Below are 21,566 nucleotides of genomic sequence, written 5' to 3'. Positions count from 1 at the left end.
CGATGAGTGACGAAGTGCTGGTCGAGGAACACGACGGCGTGCTGGTAGTGACACTGAATCGCCCCGCGGCACGTAACGCGGTCAACGCCGCCGTGTCCGAAGGTGTTGCTGCGGCGATGATCGAACTGGACAGCCGCGACGATCTGTCGGTCGGCGTGCTCACCGGCGCGGGTGGAACCTTTTGCTCAGGAATGGATCTGAAGGCGTTCGTGCGCGGAGAGTCGCCGGTGATCGAAGGCCGCGGATTCCTCGGCCTCGTGGAGGCTCCGCCGGACAAGCCGCTGATAGCAGCTGTCGAAGGCTACGCTCTCGCCGGTGGTTGCGAGGCGGTGCTCGCGGCCGACCTCGTCGTGGCGGCGCGTACCGCGAAGTTCGGCATTCCCGAGGTCAAACGAGGTCTCGTCGCCGCGGCCGGTGGGCTGATGCGACTCCCGCAGCGGATCCCGCAGTCGGTTGCGCTTGAGTTGGCCTTGACCGGCGAGTTCCTCGACGCTGAGCGTGCCCACCATTTCGGTCTGGTGAATCGTCTGGCCGACGAAGGGGCAGTGCTGGAGGTGGCGCTGGAACTCGCCGGGGCGATCGCTGCGAACGGTCCGCTCGCCGTACGAGCATCCAAGCAGATCATCCGCGACAGTGCCGACTGGCCGTCCGATGAGATGTTCGACCGGCAGCGAAGCATCGTCGGCCCGATCTTTGCCTCCGCGGACGCGCAGGAGGGGGCTCGCGCCTTCGCCGAAAAGAGGCCGCCGCACTGGCGTGGCGAGTGACCGTCAGGCCCCTCACGGCGTCGCCGTGCGGCAAACACATATATTAAGCTAAACACTGACGGGGTCTGTCCCGCGGAAGGAACTATCGAGTCATGGCATTGACCGAAGACGAACAGGACATGGTGGCACTCGTCGCCGACTTCACCGACCAACGTGTCCGTGACCGAGTCCGCGAGTTCGACGAGCCGGACGTGTACCCCGAGGAATTCATCGAAGAGATGAAGGCGCTGGGCTTCTTCGGTCTCCTCGCTCCCGCCGAGCACGGCGGCGTGGACGTGAGCACCGCATGCTTCGCGCGGGTCACCGAAGAGCTCGCCCGCGGCTGGATGAGCCTGGCGGGCGCGATCGGTGGGCACTCGGTGATCACCTATCTGGTCAAGACGTTCGGCACCGACGAGCAGAAGACCAAGTATCTGCCGAAGATGGCCACCGGCGAGATCCGCGCCACCATGGCTCTCACCGAGCCGGGCGGCGGTAGCGACCTGCAGGGCATGCGCACCTACGCGACCCCGGCCGACGGCGGATACTCGATCACCGGCTCCAAGACGTGGATCTCGAACGCCGCACACTCGGGGCTGATTGGCCTGTTGTGCATCACCGACCGTGACGCGTCGCCAACGCACAAGGGTATGAGCGTCATCTTGGTGGAGCCGGGCGACGGTCTGGTGATCTCGAAGAAGCTCCCCAAGCTCGGATATCGCGGTGTCGAAGCGTGTGAGCTGGTGTTCGACGGGATGCACGTCCCCGCGAATGCTGTGCTCGGCGGCGAACCCGATAGGGGGTGGGGCCAAATGATGCGCGGCCTGGAGATGGGGCGCATCCAGGTGGCGTCGCGGGCACTGGGCGTTGGCCAGGCGGCGCTCGATGCGGCCGCCAAATACGCGCAGGAGCGCGAGTCGTTCGGCAAACCGATCTGGAAGCATCAGAGCGTCGGCAACTTGATCGCGGACATGGGCACCAAACAGCAGGCTGCACGTCTGCTCACCGCGGACGCGGCGGAGAAGCTCGATCGCGGTGAGCGTGCCGACATGGAGGCGGGGATGGCCAAGCTGTTCGCGTCGGAGACCGCCATGCAGATCGCTTTGGACGCGATCCGTGTGCACGGCGGCTACGGCTACTCGAAGGAGTACGACGTGGAGCGCTACTTCCGTGACGCGCCGCTGATGATCGTCGGCGAAGGCACGAACGAGATCCAGCGCAACGTGATCGCCGCGCAGATCATCTCGCGGAACAAGATCTGATCGACAGGAGCCAGCCAGTGACCCAGCAGTTGAAGCGCGCGGCGGTCGTCGCACCCCTGCGCACCCCGGTCGGCACGTTCGGCGGCTCGCTGCGTGACGTGCCCGTGGAAGATCTCGGCGCAGGCGTCGTGACCTCGGTCATCGAGCGTTCCGGCGTCGACCCCGAACGCATCGACGACGTGGTGTTCGCCCAGTCGTACGCCAACTCCGAGGTGCCGTGCGTCGGCCGTTGGCTCGCACTGCACGCCGGACTGCCGATCTCGGTGCCGGGCATGCAGCTCGACCGCCGCTGCGGCGGTGGCCTCCAGTCGCTGATCACCTCGGCGATGATGGTCCGGACCGGCGGTGCCGACGTGGTATTGGCCGGCGGGATCGAGTCGATGAGCCGCATCGAGTACTACTCGACCACCAACCGGTGGGGCAGTCGTGCGGGGAACTCGGTGCTGTACGACCGGCTTGACCGCGGCCGTGAACGGTCGCAGCCGGTCCACCGGTTCGGGGAGATCTCTGGGATGATCGAGACCGCCGAGAACCTCGCCGCCGACTTCGGTCTCACCCGCGAGGCCGCGGACGCCTATGCGGCGCGCAGCCATCAGCGCGCGGCACAAGCATGGACCGAAGGCCGATTCGACGCCGAAGTGGTGCCCGTGTCGGTGCCGCAACGCAAGGGCGATCCGATCGAGTTCACTCGCGACGAGGGCGTCCGACCGGAGTCGAGTGTCGAGACCCTCGCCAAGCTGCGGACGCTCACTCCGGGCGGCACAGTGACCGCGGGCAACGCCAGCCAGCAGAACGACGCCGCCGCAGGCTGCCTGATCGTCGCCGAAGACAAGCTCGACGAGCTCGGTCTGGAGCCGATCGGCTTCCTCACCGGCTGGGCGGCGGCGGGCTGCGCGCCCGACCGGATGGGATTCGGACCGGTCCCCGCGGTCGAGAAGCTCGCCGCACGCGCAGGCACGAGCGTGCCCGAACTGCTCGACCGGTGCGACCTCGTCGAACTGAACGAGGCGTTCGCAGTCCAGGTGCTCGCCGTGCTCGAAGGGTGGGGCTGGCACGATCACGACAAGCTCAACGTCAACGGCTCCGGAATCTCCCTGGGGCATCCGATCGGCGCCACCGGTGTCCGCATGGTGACCACCCTGATGCACGAGCTGACCCGTCGCGGCGGGGGTTCGGGGCTGGTGACCATGTGCATCGGCGGCGGGCAGGGCCTGGCTGCAACGTTCGAGACCGCGTCGTAGACCAGCCGGCCGGCGGAAGACGCCCAATCAATGGCGAGTGAGTTGTGACGAGCGAATAGGAGCGTGCGGATGGCGGCGATCGAGCAGGGCGGTCCGGGAGGCCGTCGCCAACAACTGTCCGAGCACGTCGCGGCGTACGTCCGTGAGTCGATACTGACCGGACAGGCCAGGCCGGGAACGTTCCTTCGCACGGAGGCGCTCGTCGAAGCGGTCGGCGTGAGCAACACGCCGGTGCGGGAGGGACTGCTGATCGTCGCAGGCGAAGGGTTCGTCGAACTGGTGCCGCGTCGGGGCTACCGGGTTGCCGAGGTGAGCCGCCGCGACATCCGGGACATGTTCTTGATGCAGGCATCGATCGCGAGTGAACTCGCCCGGCGGGCCGCAGCGTCGATTACCGACGAACGCCTCGCCGAGCTGACCGACCTGGTAGCCGAGCACCGGTGCGCGGACCAGGCCGGCGACGATGAGGCCACGGTGCGTCTGGGCCATCAGTTCCATCGAGCGGTGAACCTCGCGGCGGAGTCGCCACGGATGACGTTGGTGCTCGGCGGTCTCGTGAAGCAGCTGCCGAACCGCTTCTACAACGACATCGAGGGACACAACCACGACACCGAGGTGGCCCACCCGAAGATCCTCGATGCGTTGCGAGCCCGGGACGGCGAGGTAGCGGCATCGGTGATGCACGCGCACATCATGGACGGTGCGGACGAACTGGTTCCGTTCCTCGAATCCCAGGGCATGTGGGGTTGATTCACCGATCGCGTTGCACAACGGTCGTCTGGCGACCGTTGTGCAACGCGATCTGTCTATGACTGGCGAGTCAGTCGGTGATGACGACGAGGGTCTCCGCGATGCAGGAGGGCTTGGCCGCGCCGTCGACGGTGACGGTGTAGCGGGCGGTCACGGTCGCACTGCCAGGCTTCTCGGCGATGTCGACGATGGTGACGGTCGCGGTGAGCGACGAGCCGACGGGAACCGGCGCGGGGAAGCGAACCTTGTTGGCGCCGTAGTTGATTCGGGCGCTGCCGAAGTCGAACGAGACGAGGTCGGAGCCGAACGACGGAAGCAGGGACAACGTCAGATATCCGTGGGCGATCGTCGTCCCGTACGGGCCGGAGGCGGCACGCTCGGGGTCGACGTGGATCCACTGGTGATCCCCGGTGGCGTCTGCGAACTGATTGATGCGTTCCTGCTCGACGACGATCGGAGCGCTCGGTCCGATCTCGGTGCCGAGCGCGGCCCGGACATCGTCGAGAGTGGCGAAGACATGTGACATTACGGATCCGTTCAGTCGGCGAACTGCAGGTCGATGCTGGTGTGCGGTCCCGCGTCGAGACCGCGCGGACCGATGAGAGAGACGGTGCGGCCTCCATCGGAGTCCTCGGAGCGAAGCCACGCGTCCTGCCCGCAGAACAGCGGGGCCGAATTGCGGTGAGACAGAGACGAGATCGCTCGGGAATCACCGGAGAGCCGGTGCGTCTCGGCGAGCGCCAACGACATCAGCGGGCCGTGCACGACGAGGCCCGGATAGCCCTCGACTCCGGTGGCGTACGGCCAGTCGTAGTGGATCCGGTGGGTGTTCGCGGTGGCCGCCGAGAAACGCATCAGCAGTGTCGGGTCGGTCCGCAGGTCCCAGCCGCCGTCGTCGCGGGCGACAACCGGGGCGCCGCTCGGGACGAACGCCGACGCGGCATCCGGAGACGGCCGATCACGCGCGTCCGACGGTGCCGCTGCGTCCCGATAGATCAGGTTCTGATGTTCGATCACGGCGGGCTCGCCGTCGGAGCCGTGCAGTGTGGTGGCGACGGTGACGAGGACGAGTTTGCCGCTGCGGCCGTCCTTCTCCGTCACCGACTCCACCCGCGATTCGCGCCGTGTCGTGTCACCGACGTGCAGCGGTGCGCGGAACTCGACGCTGCCACCGGCGAACATGCGCCGCGGAAGTTCGATCGGCGGTAGGAACGAGCCGCGGAACGGATGCCCGTCGACGCTCAGCTGGGACGATTCCGCCCACCGCGGCAGCGCCACCCAGTGCCACAGCGGTGGCAGCTCGTCGCCCGGCAGCGGAGTGGGCAGACCGTCGTCGAAGATGCTCGCCAACGCGGCGACCGGCGTCGGGTCGATGAGCTCGTCCGTGACGACCGTGTGCGGCTCCCAGACTGTAGAAGTGTCGACCATGGCTACATGTACCGCCCGCCGGTCACTTCGAGGACCGTTCCGGTCATGTAGGACGAGAGGTCCGAGGCGAGGAACGTCGCGACGTTCGCGATCTCGCTCGGCTCGCCCGCGCGGCCCATGGGGATCTCGGCCATCTTCTGATCCCAGATGCGCTCGGGCATCGCTTCGGTCATCGCGGTGCGGATGAGGCCGGGCTGGATGCAGTTGACGCGGACACCGAGGTACCCGACCTCTTTGGCGGCGGCCTTCGACAAGCCGACGATGCCAGCCTTGGCGGCCGAGTAGTTGGTCTGGCCGGCCAGACCAACCTTGCCCGAGATAGACGACAGGTTGATGATCGAGCCGGTCTTACGTTCGCGCATGTGTGCGGCGGCGGCCCGCGTGCCGTGCCAGACACCTTTGAGGTGGACGTCGATGACCTGGTCGAATTGGTCTTCGGTCATCTTGCGCATGGTCGCGTCCCGGGTGATCCCGGCGTTGTTCACCATCACGTCGACGACGCCGAACGCGTCGACGGCAGCGTCGATGAGCGCCTGGACGTCGGCTGCCGAGGTGACGTCGCACGCGACGCCTCGGGCGACGGACGTGTCGCCGAGGCCCGCGGCGGCGGTCGCGGCCTGGTCGGCGTTGATATCGCCGATGACGACGCGAGCACCGTCGGCGACGAACTTCTCAGCGATCGCCAGGCCGATGCCCTGGGCCGCGCCGGTGATGACGGCGACCTTGCCGTCGAGGAGTGCAGACATGGGGTGTCCTTTCGTGGAGGGGACGAGCGTGGAGGGGGTCTAGAAGGGGGTAGGTCAGCGGCGCGCGAGGATCGCGCGGGCGCGGTCGACGACGGGTTTGTCGACCATCTCGCCGTCCACCTGGGCGACAGCGGGGGACGAACCAGCGGTGGTCGAACCAGCAGGGGCATCGAACGCGTCGACGATGCGTTGCGCCCAGGCGAGCTGGTCGTCGCTCGGCGCGAACGACGAGGCGACCGGGGCGAGTTGACGCGGGTGGATGCACAACTTTCCGGTGAAGCCGAGGCGCCGCGCGTAGGTGGTGTCGGCGGCCAGCCGGTCGGGATCGTCGATCGCCGCCGTGACACCGTCAACGGGCCCGGCCAGGCGCGCGGCGGCCGACGCCAAGACGAGTGCGCCGCGGGTCGGGAGGAGGGCTTCGGTGTCGAGCGGGTCGATGCCGAGCTGTGCGGCGAGGTCGAAGGTCCCGACACCCAGACGGACGACGTTCGGCGCGGCCGCGAGAGCCGCGGCGTTCAACACGCCGCGGGCCGATTCGATGAGCGCGATCACCGCGGTGTCGATGCCGAGGACATCGCTGATCATCGCGAGATCGGCAAGGTTCTCGGCTTCGGGCAGCATGACGGCGGCACCGGTGCCGACGAGCGACCTCAGGTCGTCGTGGAACCATTCGGTGCGGGCGCCGTTGACCCGGACGGCGCACGCGTTCCGGGCAGCCCATTCGGCGATGTTGCGTCGGGCAGCAGGTTTGGCGTCGGCGCCGACCGCGTCCTCGAGATCCAGGACGACGAGGTCCGCGCCCGCTCCGGCGGCCTTGTCGAACCGGTTGGGGCGGTCGCCGGGCACGAACAGGAGCGTGGACGCGGTAGCCGCCGCCGTCACTTGGCCGCCTCCTTCTTCGCCTGCTTCACGAGGCCGCCTCCGATAATGAGGCGCTGGATCTCGCTGGTGCCTTCGTAGAGGCGGAGGAGGCGGACGTCGCGGTAGATCCGTTCGACGGGCATCTCGCGCATGTAACCCGATCCGCCGTGGACCTGGACGGCTTTGTCGGCGACCTGCCCGACCATCTCGGTGCAGAACAGTTTCGCGGCCGACGGCGCGATGCGACGATCCTCCTCGGATACCCACTTCGCGGCGGCGTCACGCGCGAGCGCGCGGCCGGCCATGACGCCGATCTGCATGTCGGCGATATGCGCTTGCACCAGTTGGAAGTCGCCGATCGGGGTGCCGCCCTGAGTGGCGACGGCGACGTGCCGCAGCGACTCGTCGAGTGCACGTTGAGCAGCGCCGACAGCGAGGCCGGAGATGTGGACGCGACCGCGGGCGAGTGACGTCATCGCGGCGCGGTACCCGGCGTCGACGTCGCCGCCGACGACTGCCGACGCGGGGACCCGCACTCCGGAGAAGGCGACGTTAGACGTCCATGCGCCCTGCTGGCCCATCTTCTCGTCGTGCGGTGCGACGGTGAGACCGGCGGTGTCGGCGGGAACGAGGAACACGGCGATGCCGGGACCGTTCGCATCGGCCGGACGGGTGCGCGCGAACGCGACGAACAGGTCGGCGGACTCGGCGTTGGTGATGAAGCACTTCTCGCCGTCGAGGATCCAGTCGCCGTTGTCTTGCTCGACGGCCTTGGTCCGCAGGCCGGCGGGGTTCGATCCAGCGCCGGGCTCGGTCAGTGCGAACGATGCGACGACCTCGCCGGAGGCGATCTTCTCGAGCCACTGGGTCTTCTGCTCGTCGGTGCCGTAGTTCACCAGCACTTGACCTGCGATGCCGTTGTTGGTCCCAAACATCGAGCGGACGGCGAGAGAGGTGTATCCGAGCTCCATCGCCAACTCGACGTCTTGGGCCAGGTCGAGGCCGAGGCCGCCCCACTCCTGAGGGATGGCGAATCCGAAGAGACCCATCTCCTTCGCCTGTTGGCGGAGATCGTCAGGCATCGCGTCGTTGTCGGCGATCTCGCGCTCGCGGGGGACCACCCGGGTGCGGATCCATTCGCGGACGGACTCGTTGATCGCGGTGAAGTCTTCTGGACTGACCTCTGACATCCGTGGCCTCCTCGGCTGTTGGGGCGACTGATGCGCCTTCTTCGCTTAATATATGATCTGGATCGAATGTATGCCACCGCCGCTTCGACATTCGACGGCGGGTGTTGGTCGACGACAAGAAGGGGCCGTGCCATGAGTGATGGGCCGTCACGTCGTGCACCACTTGAGGGCGTCACCGTTGTCTCGTTGGAGCAGGCGATCTCGGCTCCGCTGGCGACGCGTCACCTCGCCGATCTCGGCGCCCGCGTCATCAAGGTGGAGCGGCCGGACGGCGGGGACAGCACGCGGCACTACGACACTGCGGTCAACGGGGAGTTCAGCGCGCACTTCGTGTGGCTCAACCACGGTAAGGAGTCAGCCGCGCTGAACCTGAGGGACCCGGACGATCTGACTATTCTGATCGGGTTGATCGGCCGGGCCGATGTGCTGATTAGCAACCTCGCGCCCGGAGCACTCGAGCGTCTCGGCCTCGGAATCGACGATCTCGCCGCAGCGCACGAGCGGTTGATCGTCGTCGACGTGTCGGGCTATGGCAAGGGCGGTCCCCTCGACGACAAACGTGCGTACGATCTGCTCGTCCAGTCGGAGGGCGGAGCCTGTTCCATCACCGGCGAGGCCGGCGCGCCGGCCAAGGCGGGCATTCCGATCGCCGACGTCGGCACCGCGATGTACGTCTACTCGACGGTGCTGGCCGCGTTGTACGACCGGGAGCGAACCGGGCGCGGCGCTGTCATCGAGATCGCGATGCTCGACGTGGTCGCCGAGTACATGGGCTTCGCGCTCAACCAGGTGATCCACACCGGGACCGAGCCGACTCCGGTCGGCATGGGGTCGCCGATGATCGCGCCCTACGGGGCATACCCGACGGCCGACGGCCAGACCGCCGTTCTCGGGACCACGAGCGATTCCGAGTGGCGGCGACTCACCACGATGATCGACCGACCTGACCTGGCCGCCGATGAACGTTATTCCCGGAACAGCCTGCGCGTGGAGCGTCGCGCGGAGGTCGACGCGGTCGTCGGGCACTGGTGTGCAGCCCACACGTTGGCGCAGATCCTGGCCGCGGCGGACGCGAACGGGATCGGCAATGCGCGGTACAACACCGTCGACGATCTCGTGAAACACCCACAGCTGGCCGCGCGTGACCGGTGGCGCGAGGTCGGCACCCCGACGGGCGATGTTCCCGCGCTGCGTCCACCCGCGGTCGCACGATCCTGGCCGATCCGGTCGGGATCTGTGCCGGGGCTGGGTGAGCACACCGATGCCATTCGTGCAGAGCTCTCCTCTGCCGCAACACAATCTGAGATATCAGGGAGTTGACTGTGTCCGATCCGATCGCGCAACCACTCGATGGCGTTCGCATCGTCGAGTTCGCGAGCTTCGTCGCTGGACCGAGTGCCGGGATGGCGCTCGCGCAGCTCGGCGCCGACGTCATTCGCGTCGATCCGCTGGGCGGCAACGCCGACTACCGGCGGTGGCCGCTGTCGGACCGCACCGGCGAGAGTCTGTATTGGAACTCCCTCAACCGGGGGAAGCGATCAGTGGCGGTGGACGTGCGCAGTGACGCGGGCCGTGAGCTACTGCTGAACCTCGCGACCGCTCCAGGGGCTGATGCGGGCATCGTCGTCGACAACGCCGTCGGACGCTCGTGGTTCTCGTACGAGACTCTCCGCGCCAGGCGCGAGGACGTGATCGCCGTCCGCGTGCAGGGTCGCGCTGACGGCGGGCCCGCCGTCGACTACACCGTCAACGGGGCGGCCGGCGTCGCCGACCTCACCGGGCCCGTGTACACCGACGCGCCGGTGAACCACGTGCTCCCGGCCTGGGATCTGCTGTGCGGCCAGCAGGTGGTTTCGTCGGTGCTCGCCGCGTTGCGGCGGCGTGATCGGACCGGTCACGGCGCGCTCGTCGAGATCGCGCTGGCCGACGTCGCGATGGCCGCCGTCGCCAACATGGGCTGGTTCTCCGAAGCCGCGGAGCGCGGCGACCGCGTCCGCCACGGCAACCACGTGTACGGGGGTTTCGGCGTCGACTTCGCGACCGCCGACGGCGACCGCGTGATGATCGTGGCATTGACGCCGCGCCAGTGGAAGGCGATCGGCGAGGCGACTGGGACCGCCGAGGTGTTCGCGGCGCTGTCGGCGTCGCTGCACGCGGACTTCTTCACCGACGAAGGGCGGTACGAACATCGCGGCGTCATCGAGGCGGTGCTGACGCCGTGGTTCGCGAAGAACTCCACGTCGCACGTTCACGCCGCCCTCCAGAACGCTGGCGTGCTGTGGGGGCCGTACCGTTCGGCGGCCGGGGTGGCCGCGGACTTCGCCGCAGATCCGGCGTCCGAGCCGGTCCTGGAGTCGCTCGTGCAGCCGGGGGTCGGTGAGATCATCTCTGCGAACTCCGCGGCTCGCTTTGATTCGCAGTACTCGGGCAGTGTGCCCGCGGCGCCGCTGGGACACGACACTGACGCCGTCCTGTCCGAGGTGCTCGGGCTCGACGCCGGCGAGCTGGGGCGGCTTCGCGACGACGGTGTGATCGGCTGACGGCTTGCCAGGCGGGGGCGTATCCACAGCGGCGGGTGCCAGGGTCGGGCGCCCCTTACGATCTACCCCATGCGCATCCGCCCCGGCAGGCCCCGCCTCGACGACTACGACCGCTACTTCGACCTGCCCGCGGCGCCTGCCGACGCACCGCTGACCATCACGTGGGCCGGTGTCACGACCCTGCTCATCACCGACGGGGCCTCGTCGATCATGACCGACGGATTCTTCACGCGGCCGTCACTGCTGTCGGTCGGGGTGCGCAGACTTCGCTCGTCGCCGCCGCGGATCGACGACGCACTGACCAGGCTCGGCGTCGAGCGCCTCGACGCGGTGATCCCCGTGCACACACACTTCGATCACGCGCTCGACTCGGCGACCGTGGCCCGGCGGACCGGCGCGGACCTGATCGGCGGAGCATCCGTCGCCTACCTCGGGCACGGGCTGCCCGACGGCCGGGTCCGCGTCGTCGACGCCGGTTCGACGGTCTCGGCCGGCGCGTTCGACGTCACGCTCATCCGCGGTGACCACTGCCCGCCCGACCGCTATCCGGGTGACATCACCGCGCCGGTCGTCCAACCCGTGCGCGCCTCGGCCTACCGCTGCGGCGAGGCGTGGTCGACGGTCGTGGTGCACCGAGCATCCGACCGTCGCCTTCTGATCGTCGGGAGCGCGGGATACGTGGAGGGCGCGCTCGCCGGGCAGACGGCCGATGTCGTCTACCTCGGGATCGGGCAGCTCGGTGTGCAGTCGCCGGAGTACATCGAGACGTTCTGGCACGAGACGGTCCGGACGGTCGGCGCACATCGAGTCGTCTGCACCCACTGGGACGACTTCTTCCGTCCGCTCGACCGGCCGCTGCGCGCGCTGCCGTACGCGGGCGACGACCTCGACGTCACGATGACGACGCTCGCTCGCCTCGCCCAAGCCGACGGAGTGGCACTGCATCTACCGACGTTGTGGCGGCCGGTCGCGCTCTGACCGCGGCCCGCGAGCCTCTGACATGTTCGAGCCCGAGTGGCAGACTCGAGGTGACCGAGACCGCACGCGAGTAAGAGGTGTTCCACAGTGATCGCAACCATCAATCCCGCGACCGGCGAGACCGTCAAGACGTTCGATCCCGCATCAGACGACGACATCGAGAAGGCACTCGCGCTCGGTGCCGAGACAGCGCGGACCTACCGGTCGACGACCTTCGCCCAGCGAGCCCAGTGGATGCGTGCCACCGCGGACCTGTTGGAAGCCGAAGCCGACGACGTCGCCGCGATGATGACCCTCGAGATGGGCAAGACCCTCGCCTCGGCGAAGGGCGAAGTCCTCAAGTGCGCGAAAGGGTTCCGGTACTACGCGGACAACGCCGAAGAGATGCTCGCCGACGAGCCCGCCGACTCCGCGGCGGTCGACGCGAGTCAGGCGTACGCGCGATACCAGCCGATCGGGGTGGTCCTGGCGATCATGCCGTGGAACTTCCCGCTCTGGCAGGCGGTGCGTTTCGCCGCGCCCGCACTGATGGCGGGGAATGTCGGGCTGCTCAAGCATGCGTCGAACGTTCCTCAATCGGCGCTGTACCTCGCCGACGTGATTCGCCGCGGCGGTTTCCCCGAGGGCTGCTTCCAGACTCTCCTGATCGGTGCGGGCGCAGTCGAATCCGTGCTGCGCGACCCCCGTGTCGCCGCCGCCACCCTGACCGGCAGCGAGCCCGCCGGCCGGTCCGTCGCAGCCATCGCGGGCGACGAGGTGAAACACACGGTCCTCGAACTCGGCGGCAGCGACCCGTTCGTGGTGATGCCGTCGGCCGACCTCGACGCCGCCGTCTCGACCGCCGTCACCGCGCGCGTGCAGAACAACGGGCAGTCATGCATCGCCGCGAAACGATTCATCGTCCACACCGATGTGTATGACGAGTTCGCCGCGAAGTTCGTCGACGCCATGAAGGCGTTGACCGTCGGAGATCCGACCGACCCGGACACCGACGTCGGACCGCTCGCCACCGACCAGGGCCGTGCCGATGTCGAGGAACTGGTCGCCGACGCCGTCGAGCGCGGGGCCGAAACTCTGTGCGGCGGAACGCGGCTCGACGGACCCGGGTGGTACTACCCGCCGACGGTGATCGCCGGGATCACCCCCGAGATGCGGATGTACACCGAAGAGGTGTTCGGGCCGGTCGCCGGTCTGTACCGCGCCGCCGACGTCGACGAGGCCCTCGACATCGCGAACGCCACGGACTTCGGCCTCGGGTCCAACGCGTGGACCACCGACGCCGCCGAGGTCGACCGGTTCATCGCCGATCTCGACGCCGGCCAGGTGTTCATCAACGGGATGACCGTCTCCTACCCGGAACTCCCGTTCGGCGGCACCCGACGCTCGGGGACCGGCCGCGAACTGGCCGCACACGGAATCCGAGAGTTCTGCAACGTCAAGACCGTATGGATCGGGTGAACTCGAGGGGTGTCGCTCCGCGTCGACTAGTGGTACGAACAGTCACATGAGCAGCGACACGATGGCCTGGACCTCGAACGACCTTCCGCCCTTCACCGGCCGCACGGTGGTGGTGACCGGAGCTAACAGCGGACTGGGGCTCGTCGCGGCCAGTCAGTTCGCGCGAGTGGGTGCGAAAGTCGTTCTCGCTGTCCGTAATACATCCAAGGGTGAGGAGGCCGCCGCGTCGATCGACGGCGACACCGAGGTACGCAGGCTCGATCTCGCCGACCTGTCGTCGGTCCGTGCGTTCGCCGACGAATGGTCCGGTGACATCGCAGTCCTCGTCAACAACGCGGGCGTGATGAACGTGCCGGAGGGGCGCACCGTGGATGGCTTCGAGACGCAGATCGGCACCAACCACCTCGGCCACTTCGCGCTGACCAATCTGTTGCTGCCGCACATCACCGACCGCGTCGTCACGATGTCGTCGATGATGCATCGGTCCGGCCGCATCGATCTCGGCGACCTCAACTGGGAGCGGCGGAATTACAACAGGGTCGCCGCATACGGGCAGTCGAAGCTCGCCAACCTGATGTTCTCGCTCGAATTGCAGCGTCGTCTCACCGCGACGGGGTCGACGGTCCGTTCACTTGCGGCACACCCCGGCTACGCGGCGACCAACCTGCAGACACGGACCGACAATGTGGTGCTCGACTGGGGCGGACGTCTCGGCAACAAGTTGATCGCACAATCCGCAGAGGCAGGCACGTGGCCGATGCTGTTCGCAGCGAGCCAGGATCTGCCCGGCGGCTCATACGCCGGACCGGACAAGCTCAACGAGACGCGCGGGCACCCCGCGCTCGCGGGTCGAACCGCCCGGGCGAGTGACCTGTCGATGTGCGCTGCGCTGTGGGATCTGTCGGAAGAGCTGACTGCAGTGTCGTTCCCGCATTAGCGCCGGAAGTCGTGCGTGGCGCTTGAACGCTCGCCCCGAGCCGCCCGCGAATCAGCCCCCATCAGGTACGTCGCGGTCATGGCCCTGCCGGTGGTCTTCGGGAAAGCGTGCCGGGCGAACCCGATGAGATTCCCCTGGGCCGTGTTGACGGTCGCCGGGCGATCGGTGATCGCGTGAAGCACGCGGGCGGCCGACTTCTCGGTGCTCCACACGCCGGGCAGTCGCTTGTAGGAGTTCGTCGGCGCGATCATTGGCGTCTTCGTCAGTGGTAGCCGGACATTGCTGAACGTGATGTGCGAGGACCGGGTCTCGACGGCGACGACATCGCTGAACGCTTCGATCGCACTCTTGGACGCCGTGTACGCGCTGAACCGGGGGCCGTGGGCCTGCACCGCGACGGAGGTGACGTTCACGATGTGGCCGGCCTGCCTGCGCCGCATGTGCGGCAGGAGTGCGAGCGTCAGGTTCACGGTGCCGAAATAGTTGACGTCCATCAGGCGGCGGTAGTCATGAGCCCGGTCCACCGAGTTGAACGCCTCCCGGCGGATCGAATGCCCGGCGTTGTTGACCAGGACGTCCACATGGTCCTGCTCGGCGACGATCCGTGCGACCAGTTCCCGGCACGCCTTCTCGTCGGCGACGTCGCACGGATAGGCGTGGACCTCGCCTCGGGTGATACCGGGTTTGGGTGCGACGGCCAGCAGCTCGGTCACGGTGCTCGTCAGGTGAGCTGGGTCCCGTGCCGAGATCGACACGTTAGCTCCGCGCGCGACGCACATGGCCGCGGTGGCCTTGCCGATCCCGCTGGAGCCGCCTGTGATCAGAATGTTGCGGCCGACGAGAGGTCCGTCGGCCGACGGCTGCCGATTAGCTCGTGTGTCGAGGCGATCCCGCCAGTAGCTCCAGATCATTGGCGCGTAGTCGGGGAACGCCGGAAGCGTGACCCCCAGGTCAGCGAGTGTCCGCGATGTGGCATCAGCGCGGAAGTCGGCGGAGAACGACACCGCGTCGAGTACAGCTGGGGGAATGTTGCGTCCGCGTGCGACGGCGTCGCGCGCAGTTCGGAGTCGCCCCTTCCGCGATCGGAGCACGAGAGGCTGCACCAGGCCGTTCGGGAGGGCGTTGAAGGCTCGCGGGCCGCCGAAGCTGGGGCTCAGCGCGTTGTACATGTCGGTGATCGACGGCGGGTTCGGATCGCTCAGGTGGTACACCGCGTGCTGCTTGTCCGGGTCGGCCGGAAGCAGGGCGCAGATCGAGTCGGCGACAAAGTCGACCGGGACGATGTTGGTCTTCCCGAGATTCGGGAACGGCACCGGCAGCCAGGATGGCAACACGCTGAGCAGGGCGAGGCTTTCGAAGAAGTAGTACGGACCGTCGACCTTGTCGATGCGCCCGGAGGTCGCGTCGCCGACGACGATCGCGGGGCGATAGATTCGCCACGTCAGATCGGTGCGTTCGCGGACCGTCATCTCCGCTTCGAACTTCGTCTGGTGATACGGCGTCGGCAGCGGCTGCCCTAGGTCGAAGTCAGTTTCGGTGTACCGGCCGCGATGGTCGCCGGAGACGGCGATCGACGAGACATGGTGCATGGTCGCACCGGCCGTGTGCGCGAGTTCGACGACGTTTCGCGTGCCCTCGATGTTGACGCGGTGCTGTGCCGCGGCGCTCGCGTCCATGTCGTAGATAGCGGCCAGATGCAACACGTGGTCGAGCTGTTGCGGGAGCGCCGTCGGATCGAGTCCCAGACCCGGTTCGGCGATGTCTCCGTTCACCGTGAAGACGCGGTCGCCGCCGTCGACTCGGCTCAAGAAGGACGCAAAGTCGTGAGTCGAGCGTTGGCGGATCAACGCGAACACGGTGTACTCCCCCGACTGCGCGAGCCGCTCCAGAACACGCCGACCGATGAACCCGTTACCGCCTGTGATGAGAATTGTCTGCATGGCTGCTCCTCGTTTGCCGGTTCTACCAGGTCAAACAACCTTACTTTTGAGTAAGGTAGGGCCAGTCTGGCACTTACATCGATTGATGGCAAGGTCTGGCAGGGCGGTACGGCGCCGATAAATGGCCCAATGCCTCGCGGATCAAGATGCATGCGCTCGATGCCTTTCTGTCCGACCTCTGCCGACAATGTGGGCGATAAGGAACTATCGGACCCTGCTGTTTGGTTGTGGTCAGAAGGTAAGAAGGAGGCATCGGCCACGGCCATGGAGGCCCGGCGCTTGCGTCTCCTGTCCGCCGCCTGACCGACCACCGTGGGCCTCCTCGCCCGCGATTGGTCTCGGCGAGAGTGCACGGATCGCAGTCGACGCGAACACGCCGACCGGGCGGTAGTCTCCAAACGGTGAACCCGTCGAAGTGGCTTGTCAGCATGATCCCGGAACGGATCCTTCCGACCGTGATCGCCTACGCCGGATTCATTCGATTCGCTCTCGTCGGATTGTTCACATTCATCCTGACGACGGTGCTGTTCTTCGGCCTCAAGACGACGGTGCTCGACGAGAAACCCGTCACGGCGTTCTCGATCGCCACCCTCATCGCGACCATCGTGTCGTACGTCTTCAACCGCGAATGGTCGTTCGCCGAACGTGGCGGACGTTCCGTTCGACACGAGGCGTCGCTGTTCTTCGTCGTCAGCGCGATCGCCCTCGGACTCACCCAGATTCCGCTCGCGATGTCGCGCTACGTGTTCGACCTGCAGATGCCGCACCTGTCGGCGTTCGGCGAACACGTAGCCGACTTCGTCAGTGGCTCGATCATCGGCACCCTCCTGGCGATGGCGTTCCGGTGGTGGGCGTTCCGGAAGTGGGTGTTCCCGGAGTTCATCGGCGTCGATGACGAAGGTGCGGAATCGGCCGCCGACGCGAACACGTAGCCGTCGAAGGGTGCTGACTCAGGCGTTCGCAGACCGTAACAGCGTTGCCGCCGCGCGTCGGGCCGCAGGCATGGCCTCGGGGAGGTCGGAGATCGACCGCAGCACGGTTGCCCCTTCGATGAGGGTCAGCAGCTGAACCGACAGGCTGTCGGCATCGGGGTGCCCTGCCTCGCGGGTCAGATCGGCGAACAGGTCCTTGATCCACAGCTTTCCGCCGCGGAGCACCTCGTGCGCCGGATGGTCCGCGGTCCCGACGAGCTCGCTGTGCGCGTGCACGAATGCGCAACCGAGCGGACTGTGCGCGTCCATCCACGACTGCAACGCGTCGAACACCGCGAGGACCTTCGCGTCGCCGTCGTCGTCGACCTCGGTCAACATTCGCGCCACCCAGTCGCGGTAGTCCTGGTCGCGTTCGTCGAGGTACGCGACGACGAGGGCGGCCTTCGAGCCGAACTGGTCGTAGAGGGTCTTCTTGGTGACCCCGGCGTCCGCAGAGATCGTGTCGACGCCCACCGAGTTGATGCCCTGCTCGTAGAAGAGGCGAGACGCGGAGTCGAGGATGGCGCGTGCCGCAGGAGTCAGAGATTTCGGTTGCACACGGGTATCCATACAGGGCAGTATAGGTGACGTATACAGGTCGGTATACGAGTCGAGGGGCTCAGGCACCTGAACCGACTGGTCAGGCATCGAACCGGGCGTCGCTCCCGGGAAGGAGAACTTCATGCTGAAGTCACTGGGACGTGGGGTGCGCACCTTCATCCGAGCGCTCGACACCGCCAATGCGATCCGCCACGGTGCGACGCTGCCGCACTACGACGACGTCGTTGAGCCAGTGGTCGTCGTGCCGATCGACCCGACCGAGTGGGGTGACGTCCCGCGGCACGCCGCGTAGCCGACGCGGGTGACCGCCCGGCAGCGCCGCGCGTGTCATCACCCAAAGCGATCGGACACATCTTGAGATCTCATCGACCGGATCAGCCAAGCCGTATCGATCGGACGGCGCGCCGACTAGCGTTTGAGAAGCGATGCGCCGCAACGACTGCGCACCGGTAAACGCGACTGCCTCGCCACACCTGGCGCGGTTGTCGCCCGACGATGATCAAAGGAACCACCGATCCGATGACCAGCACGAATTTCACGAAAGTCCTTGTCGCCAATCGCGGTGAGATCGCCATCCGCGGATTCCGCGCAGCCTATGAACTGGGGATCGGCACCGTCGCGGTATTCCCGCACGAGGACCGCAACTCGGCGCACCGCACGAAGGCCGACGAGTCGTACGAGATCGGCGAACCCGGCCACCCTGTGCGCAACTACCTGGACATCGACCTGCTCATCGATGCCGCCAAAAAGGCCGGCGCGGACGCCATCTACCCGGGCTACGGGTTCCTGTCGGAGAATCCGGATCTGGCCGCGGCCTGCGCAGCGAACGGCATCACGTTCGTCGGCCCGCCGCAGCACGTGCTGGAGTTGACGGGCAACAAGGCGACCGCGGTCGCGGCGGCCAAGGCCGCAGGGCTCCCCGTGCTGCCGTCGTCGGAGCCGTCGAACGACATCGACGAGCTGCTCACCGCAGCGGAGTCGATGACGTTCCCCGTATTCGTGAAGGCTGTCGCGGGCGGCGGCGGCCGCGGCATGCGGCGCGTCGAAGAGATCAGCGGCCTGCGGGAGGCGATCGAAGCGGCGTCGCGCGAAGCCGAGTCCGCGTTCGGTGACGCGACGGTGTTCCTCGAGCAGGCCGTCATCAACCCGCGCCACATCGAAGTGCAGATCCTCGCCGACACGCACGGCAACGTCATTCACCTGTTCGAGCGGGATTGTTCGGTGCAGCGCCGCCACCAGAAGGTCGTCGAACTGGCGCCCGCGCCCAATCTCGACCCGGCGCTCCGCGAGAAGATCTGCGCGGACGCGGTCGCGTTCGCCAAGCAGATCGACTACTCGTGCGCAGGCACGGTCGAGTTCCTCGTCGACGAGCGCGGCCACCACATGTTCATCGAGATGAACCCGCGCATCCAGGTGGAGCACACGGTGACCGAGGAGATCACCGACGTCGACCTGGTGCAGTCGCAGCTGCGGGTGGCCGCCGGCGCGACGTTGAGCGAACTCGGTCTGTCGCAGGAGTCGATCACGATCCGCGGTGCCGCCCTGCAATGCCGGATCACCACCGAGGATCCGGCCAACGGATTCCAGCCCGACACGGGCCGCATCACCGGCTACCGCACCCCGGGTGGCGGCGGCGTCCGGCTCGACGGCGGTACCGCACTCGGTGCGGAGGTCGGCGCATACTTCGACTCGATGCTGGTCAAACTCACCTGTCGTGGACGCGACTTCGAGTCGGCGGTCGCGCACGCACGCCGTGCCGTCACCGAGTTCCGGATCCGCGGTGTCGCGACCAACATTCCGTTCCTGCAGGCACTGCTCGACGACCCGGACTTCCGCGCAGGCCGGGTGACGACGTCATTCATCGAAGACCACCCGCAGCTGTTGACGTTGAACTCGTCGGGCAACCGCGCGTCGAAGATCCTGTCGTACCTGGCCGACGTCACCGTGAACCACCCGAACGGGGTGCGTCCGGTCCACGTGAATCTCGCGGACAAACTTCCTGCCGTCGACCTGTCGACCGAGCCGCCCGCCGGGTCCCGTCAGCGTCTGCTCGAACTCGGACCGGAGGGCTTCGCAGCGAGTCTGCGCGCGCAGAAGGCACTCGCGGTGACCGACACGACGTTCCGCGACGCGCACCAGTCGCTGCTCGCGACTCGAGTGCGGACGTCGAGCCTGACCGCCGTCGCGCCGTACGTGGCGCGGCTGACGCCGGAGTTGCTGTCGATCGAGGCGTGGGGCGGCGCGACGTACGACGTCGCGCTGCGCTTCCTGAAGGAGGACCCGTGGGATCGGCTCGCCCAGTTGCGCGAAGCCGTCCCCAACATCTGCCTGCAGATGCTGCTGCGCGGGCGGAATACCGTCGGGTACACGCCGTACCCGGAGTCGGTCACGCGTGCGTTCGTGGCCGAAGCGGCGTCGACCGGAATCGACATCTTCCGGATCTTCGATGCGCTCAACAACGTCGACCAGATGCGTCCGGCGATCGACGCGGTCCGCGAGACCGGCACCACCGTCGCCGAGGTCGCGATGAGCTACACCGGCGATCTGTCGGACCCGAATGAGAAGCTGTACACGCTCGACTACTACCTGCGGTTGGCCGAACAGATCGTGAACGCGGGCGCACACGTGCTGGCGATCAAAGACATGGCCGGGCTCCTGCGCGCACCTGCGGCGACGACGCTCGTGTCGGCGCTGCGGTCGGAGTTCGACCTCCCGATCCACGTGCACACTCACGACACTCCGGGCGGACAGCTGGCCACCTACCTCGCGGCATGGCAGGCGGGCGCGGACGCCGTCGACGGTGCGAGCTCACCGATGTCCGGAACGACGAGCCAGCCGTCCCTGTCGGCGATCGTCGCCGCGGCCGCGCACAGCGACCACGACACCGGTGTGAACCTGGAAGCCGTGTGCGAGCTGGAACCGTACTGGGAGACGCTGCGGAAGGTGTACGCGCCGTTCGAGTCCGGCGTCCCCGCGCCCACAGGTCGCGTCTACACGCACGAGATCCCCGGCGGCCAGCTGTCGAACCTGCGGGCGCAGGCCACCGCGCTCGGCCTGGCTGATCGTTTCGAAGAAGTCGAAGCGAAGTATGCGGCGGCGGACCGTCTCCTCGGCCGGTTGGTGAAGGTGACACCGTCGTCGAAGGTCGTCGGCGACCTGGCCCTGGCGCTCGTGGGTTCGGGCGTGGACGTCGAGGAGTTCGCCGAGAACCCCGGACGTTACGACGTCCCGGACTCGGTGATCGGGTTCCTGCAAGGCGAACTCGGCACGCCCGTCGGAGGGTGGCCGGAACCGTTCCGGAGCCGTGCCCTGGCCGGGCGCAGCGAACCCGAACCGCAGGCCGAACTGTCCGACGAGGACGAGGCCGCACTGGCAGGCGACTCGGCGACTCGACGCTCCACACTCAACCGGCTGCTGTTCCCGGGCCCGACGAAGGAGTACCTGGAGCACGTCGAGACCTACGGCGACACCTCTCGTCTGTCGGCGACCCAGTTCCTCTACGGTCTGCGCTCCGGCATGGAGCATCGGGTGGAACTGTCCAAGGGCGTCAACCTGCTGATCGGCTTGGAAGCGATCTCCGAGCCGGACGAGCAGGGCATGCGCACCGTGATGTGCATCCTCAACGGGCACCTGCGGCCGGTGCCCGCCCGCGACCGGTCGATCAAGGCGGACGTCGAGACTGCGGAGAAGGCCGACAAGAACAACTCCGGCCACATCGCCGCGCCGTTCGCAGGCGTCGTCACCCTGTCGGTCACCGAAGGCGATCACATCGAAGCCGGTGGTCAGATCGGCACCATCGAAGCGATGAAGATGGAGGCGCCGATCACGACGCCGCACTCCGGCACCGTCACGCGCACCGCCATCGGCGACGTCGCGCAGGTCGAAGCAGGCGACCTTCTCGTCGTCCTGCACGACGAGTAGCGCCCTCGGAAAGTCTCGCTCGACCGGCGGCAGGGG

At 67.4% G+C, this 21,566-nt stretch carries 19 protein-coding genes; 12 read left to right on the top strand and 7 right to left on the bottom strand.

Features of this window, described 5'->3' with window-relative positions; genetic code table 11:
• The first annotated feature begins 2 nt into the window (after positions 1-2).
• The 4 genes from L5G33_RS10700 (at position 3) to L5G33_RS10685 (ending at position 3,999) form a co-directional block, all read left to right on the top strand.
• Positions 3-767 (top strand): crotonase/enoyl-CoA hydratase family protein, encoded by a 765-nt coding sequence (locus L5G33_RS10700; RefSeq protein WP_236998151.1) that lies wholly within the window; start codon positions 3-5, stop codon positions 765-767.
• Positions 768-859: 92 nt separating this feature from the next.
• Entirely contained in the window at positions 860-2,008 is a 1,149-nt protein-coding gene (locus L5G33_RS10695; RefSeq protein ID WP_236998150.1) for an acyl-CoA dehydrogenase family protein, read from the top strand.
• A 29-nt stretch (positions 2,009-2,037) separates the two neighbouring features.
• The gene (locus L5G33_RS10690) at positions 2,038-3,249 is read left to right on the top strand and encodes an acetyl-CoA C-acetyltransferase (protein ID WP_236998225.1); all 1,212 of its coding nucleotides are present in this window, start codon (positions 2,038-2,040) and stop codon (positions 3,247-3,249) included.
• Positions 3,250-3,318: 69 nt separating this feature from the next.
• Positions 3,319-3,999, top strand: coding sequence for a GntR family transcriptional regulator (locus tag L5G33_RS10685; RefSeq protein ID WP_236998149.1), 681 nt, complete (start codon positions 3,319-3,321; stop codon positions 3,997-3,999).
• A 70-nt stretch (positions 4,000-4,069) separates the two neighbouring features.
• Here the strand turns inward: L5G33_RS10685 and L5G33_RS10680 are convergent, their stop codons facing one another.
• From L5G33_RS10680 to L5G33_RS10660, 5 genes are read right to left on the bottom strand one after another with little or no spacing between them, the layout of a single operon-like run.
• Positions 4,070-4,525 carry a MaoC family dehydratase gene (locus tag L5G33_RS10680; protein ID WP_236998148.1) on the bottom strand — a complete coding sequence of 152 codons (456 nt, stop codon included), beginning with the start codon at positions 4,523-4,525 and terminating at the stop codon, positions 4,070-4,072.
• 11 nt (positions 4,526-4,536) lie between these two features.
• A complete protein-coding gene (locus L5G33_RS10675; RefSeq protein WP_236998147.1) occupies positions 4,537-5,427 on the bottom strand; it encodes an HTD2 family dehydratase in 891 nt (296 codons plus the stop codon).
• A 2-nt stretch (positions 5,428-5,429) separates the two neighbouring features.
• Positions 5,430-6,173: a 3-oxoacyl-ACP reductase FabG gene (gene fabG / locus L5G33_RS10670; RefSeq protein WP_236998146.1), complete on the bottom strand. Its 744-nt coding sequence runs from the start codon at positions 6,171-6,173 to the stop codon at positions 5,430-5,432.
• A 54-nt stretch (positions 6,174-6,227) separates the two neighbouring features.
• Entirely contained in the window at positions 6,228-7,055 is an 828-nt protein-coding gene (locus L5G33_RS10665; RefSeq protein WP_236998145.1) for an HpcH/HpaI aldolase/citrate lyase family protein, read from the bottom strand.
• Positions 7,052-8,224: an acyl-CoA dehydrogenase family protein gene (locus L5G33_RS10660; RefSeq protein WP_236998144.1), complete on the bottom strand. Its 1,173-nt coding sequence runs from the start codon at positions 8,222-8,224 to the stop codon at positions 7,052-7,054. The genes L5G33_RS10665 and L5G33_RS10660 overlap by 4 nt, the downstream gene beginning before the upstream one ends.
• A gap of 132 nt (positions 8,225-8,356) precedes the next feature.
• Between L5G33_RS10660 and L5G33_RS10655 the strand changes: the two genes are divergently transcribed.
• From L5G33_RS10655 to L5G33_RS10635, 5 genes are all read left to right on the top strand, one after another.
• On the top strand, positions 8,357-9,544 hold the full coding sequence (locus L5G33_RS10655; protein WP_236998143.1) for a CaiB/BaiF CoA transferase family protein: 1,188 nt from the start codon (positions 8,357-8,359) through the stop codon (positions 9,542-9,544).
• Positions 9,545-9,546: 2 nt separating this feature from the next.
• Complete coding sequence (locus L5G33_RS10650; protein WP_372476884.1) at positions 9,547-10,764, top strand: CoA transferase; 1,218 nt, start codon at positions 9,547-9,549, stop codon at positions 10,762-10,764.
• Positions 10,765-10,833: 69 nt separating this feature from the next.
• On the top strand, positions 10,834-11,742 hold the full coding sequence (locus tag L5G33_RS10645; protein ID WP_236998141.1) for an MBL fold metallo-hydrolase: 909 nt from the start codon (positions 10,834-10,836) through the stop codon (positions 11,740-11,742).
• Between the two features lie 87 nt (positions 11,743-11,829).
• Positions 11,830-13,200 (top strand): NADP-dependent succinic semialdehyde dehydrogenase, encoded by a 1,371-nt coding sequence (locus tag L5G33_RS10640; RefSeq protein WP_236998140.1) that lies wholly within the window; start codon positions 11,830-11,832, stop codon positions 13,198-13,200.
• Between the two features lie 46 nt (positions 13,201-13,246).
• The gene (locus L5G33_RS10635; protein WP_236998139.1) at positions 13,247-14,137 is read left to right on the top strand and encodes an oxidoreductase; all 891 of its coding nucleotides are present in this window, start codon (positions 13,247-13,249) and stop codon (positions 14,135-14,137) included.
• On the opposite strand, the gene L5G33_RS10630 is transcribed toward L5G33_RS10635, so the two are convergent.
• A complete protein-coding gene (locus L5G33_RS10630; RefSeq protein ID WP_236998138.1) occupies positions 14,134-16,077 on the bottom strand; it encodes an SDR family oxidoreductase in 1,944 nt (647 codons plus the stop codon). The genes L5G33_RS10635 and L5G33_RS10630 overlap by 4 nt on opposite strands.
• A gap of 401 nt (positions 16,078-16,478) precedes the next feature.
• On the opposite strand from L5G33_RS10630, the gene L5G33_RS10625 reads away from it, so the two are divergent.
• Positions 16,479-17,009 carry a GtrA family protein gene (locus L5G33_RS10625; RefSeq protein WP_236998137.1) on the top strand — a complete coding sequence of 177 codons (531 nt, stop codon included), beginning with the start codon at positions 16,479-16,481 and terminating at the stop codon, positions 17,007-17,009.
• A gap of 18 nt (positions 17,010-17,027) precedes the next feature.
• Here the strand turns inward: L5G33_RS10625 and L5G33_RS10620 are convergent, their stop codons facing one another.
• On the bottom strand, positions 17,028-17,618 hold the full coding sequence (locus tag L5G33_RS10620) for a TetR/AcrR family transcriptional regulator (RefSeq protein WP_236998136.1): 591 nt from the start codon (positions 17,616-17,618) through the stop codon (positions 17,028-17,030).
• 112 nt (positions 17,619-17,730) lie between these two features.
• On the opposite strand from L5G33_RS10620, the gene L5G33_RS10615 reads away from it, so the two are divergent.
• Together L5G33_RS10615 and L5G33_RS10610 are read left to right on the top strand one after the other, a co-directional pair.
• Positions 17,731-17,901: a hypothetical protein gene (locus L5G33_RS10615; RefSeq protein ID WP_236998135.1), complete on the top strand. Its 171-nt coding sequence runs from the start codon at positions 17,731-17,733 to the stop codon at positions 17,899-17,901.
• A 227-nt stretch (positions 17,902-18,128) separates the two neighbouring features.
• Complete coding sequence (locus tag L5G33_RS10610) at positions 18,129-21,530, top strand: pyruvate carboxylase (RefSeq protein WP_236998134.1); 3,402 nt, start codon at positions 18,129-18,131, stop codon at positions 21,528-21,530.
• The last annotated feature ends 36 nt before the right edge of the window (positions 21,531-21,566 follow it).

The organism is Gordonia liuliyuniae, assembly GCF_021738805.1.
Classification (GTDB): Bacteria; Actinomycetota; Actinomycetes; order Mycobacteriales; family Mycobacteriaceae; genus Gordonia; species Gordonia liuliyuniae.
This window is presented reverse-complemented; position numbering and strand designations above follow the sequence as displayed.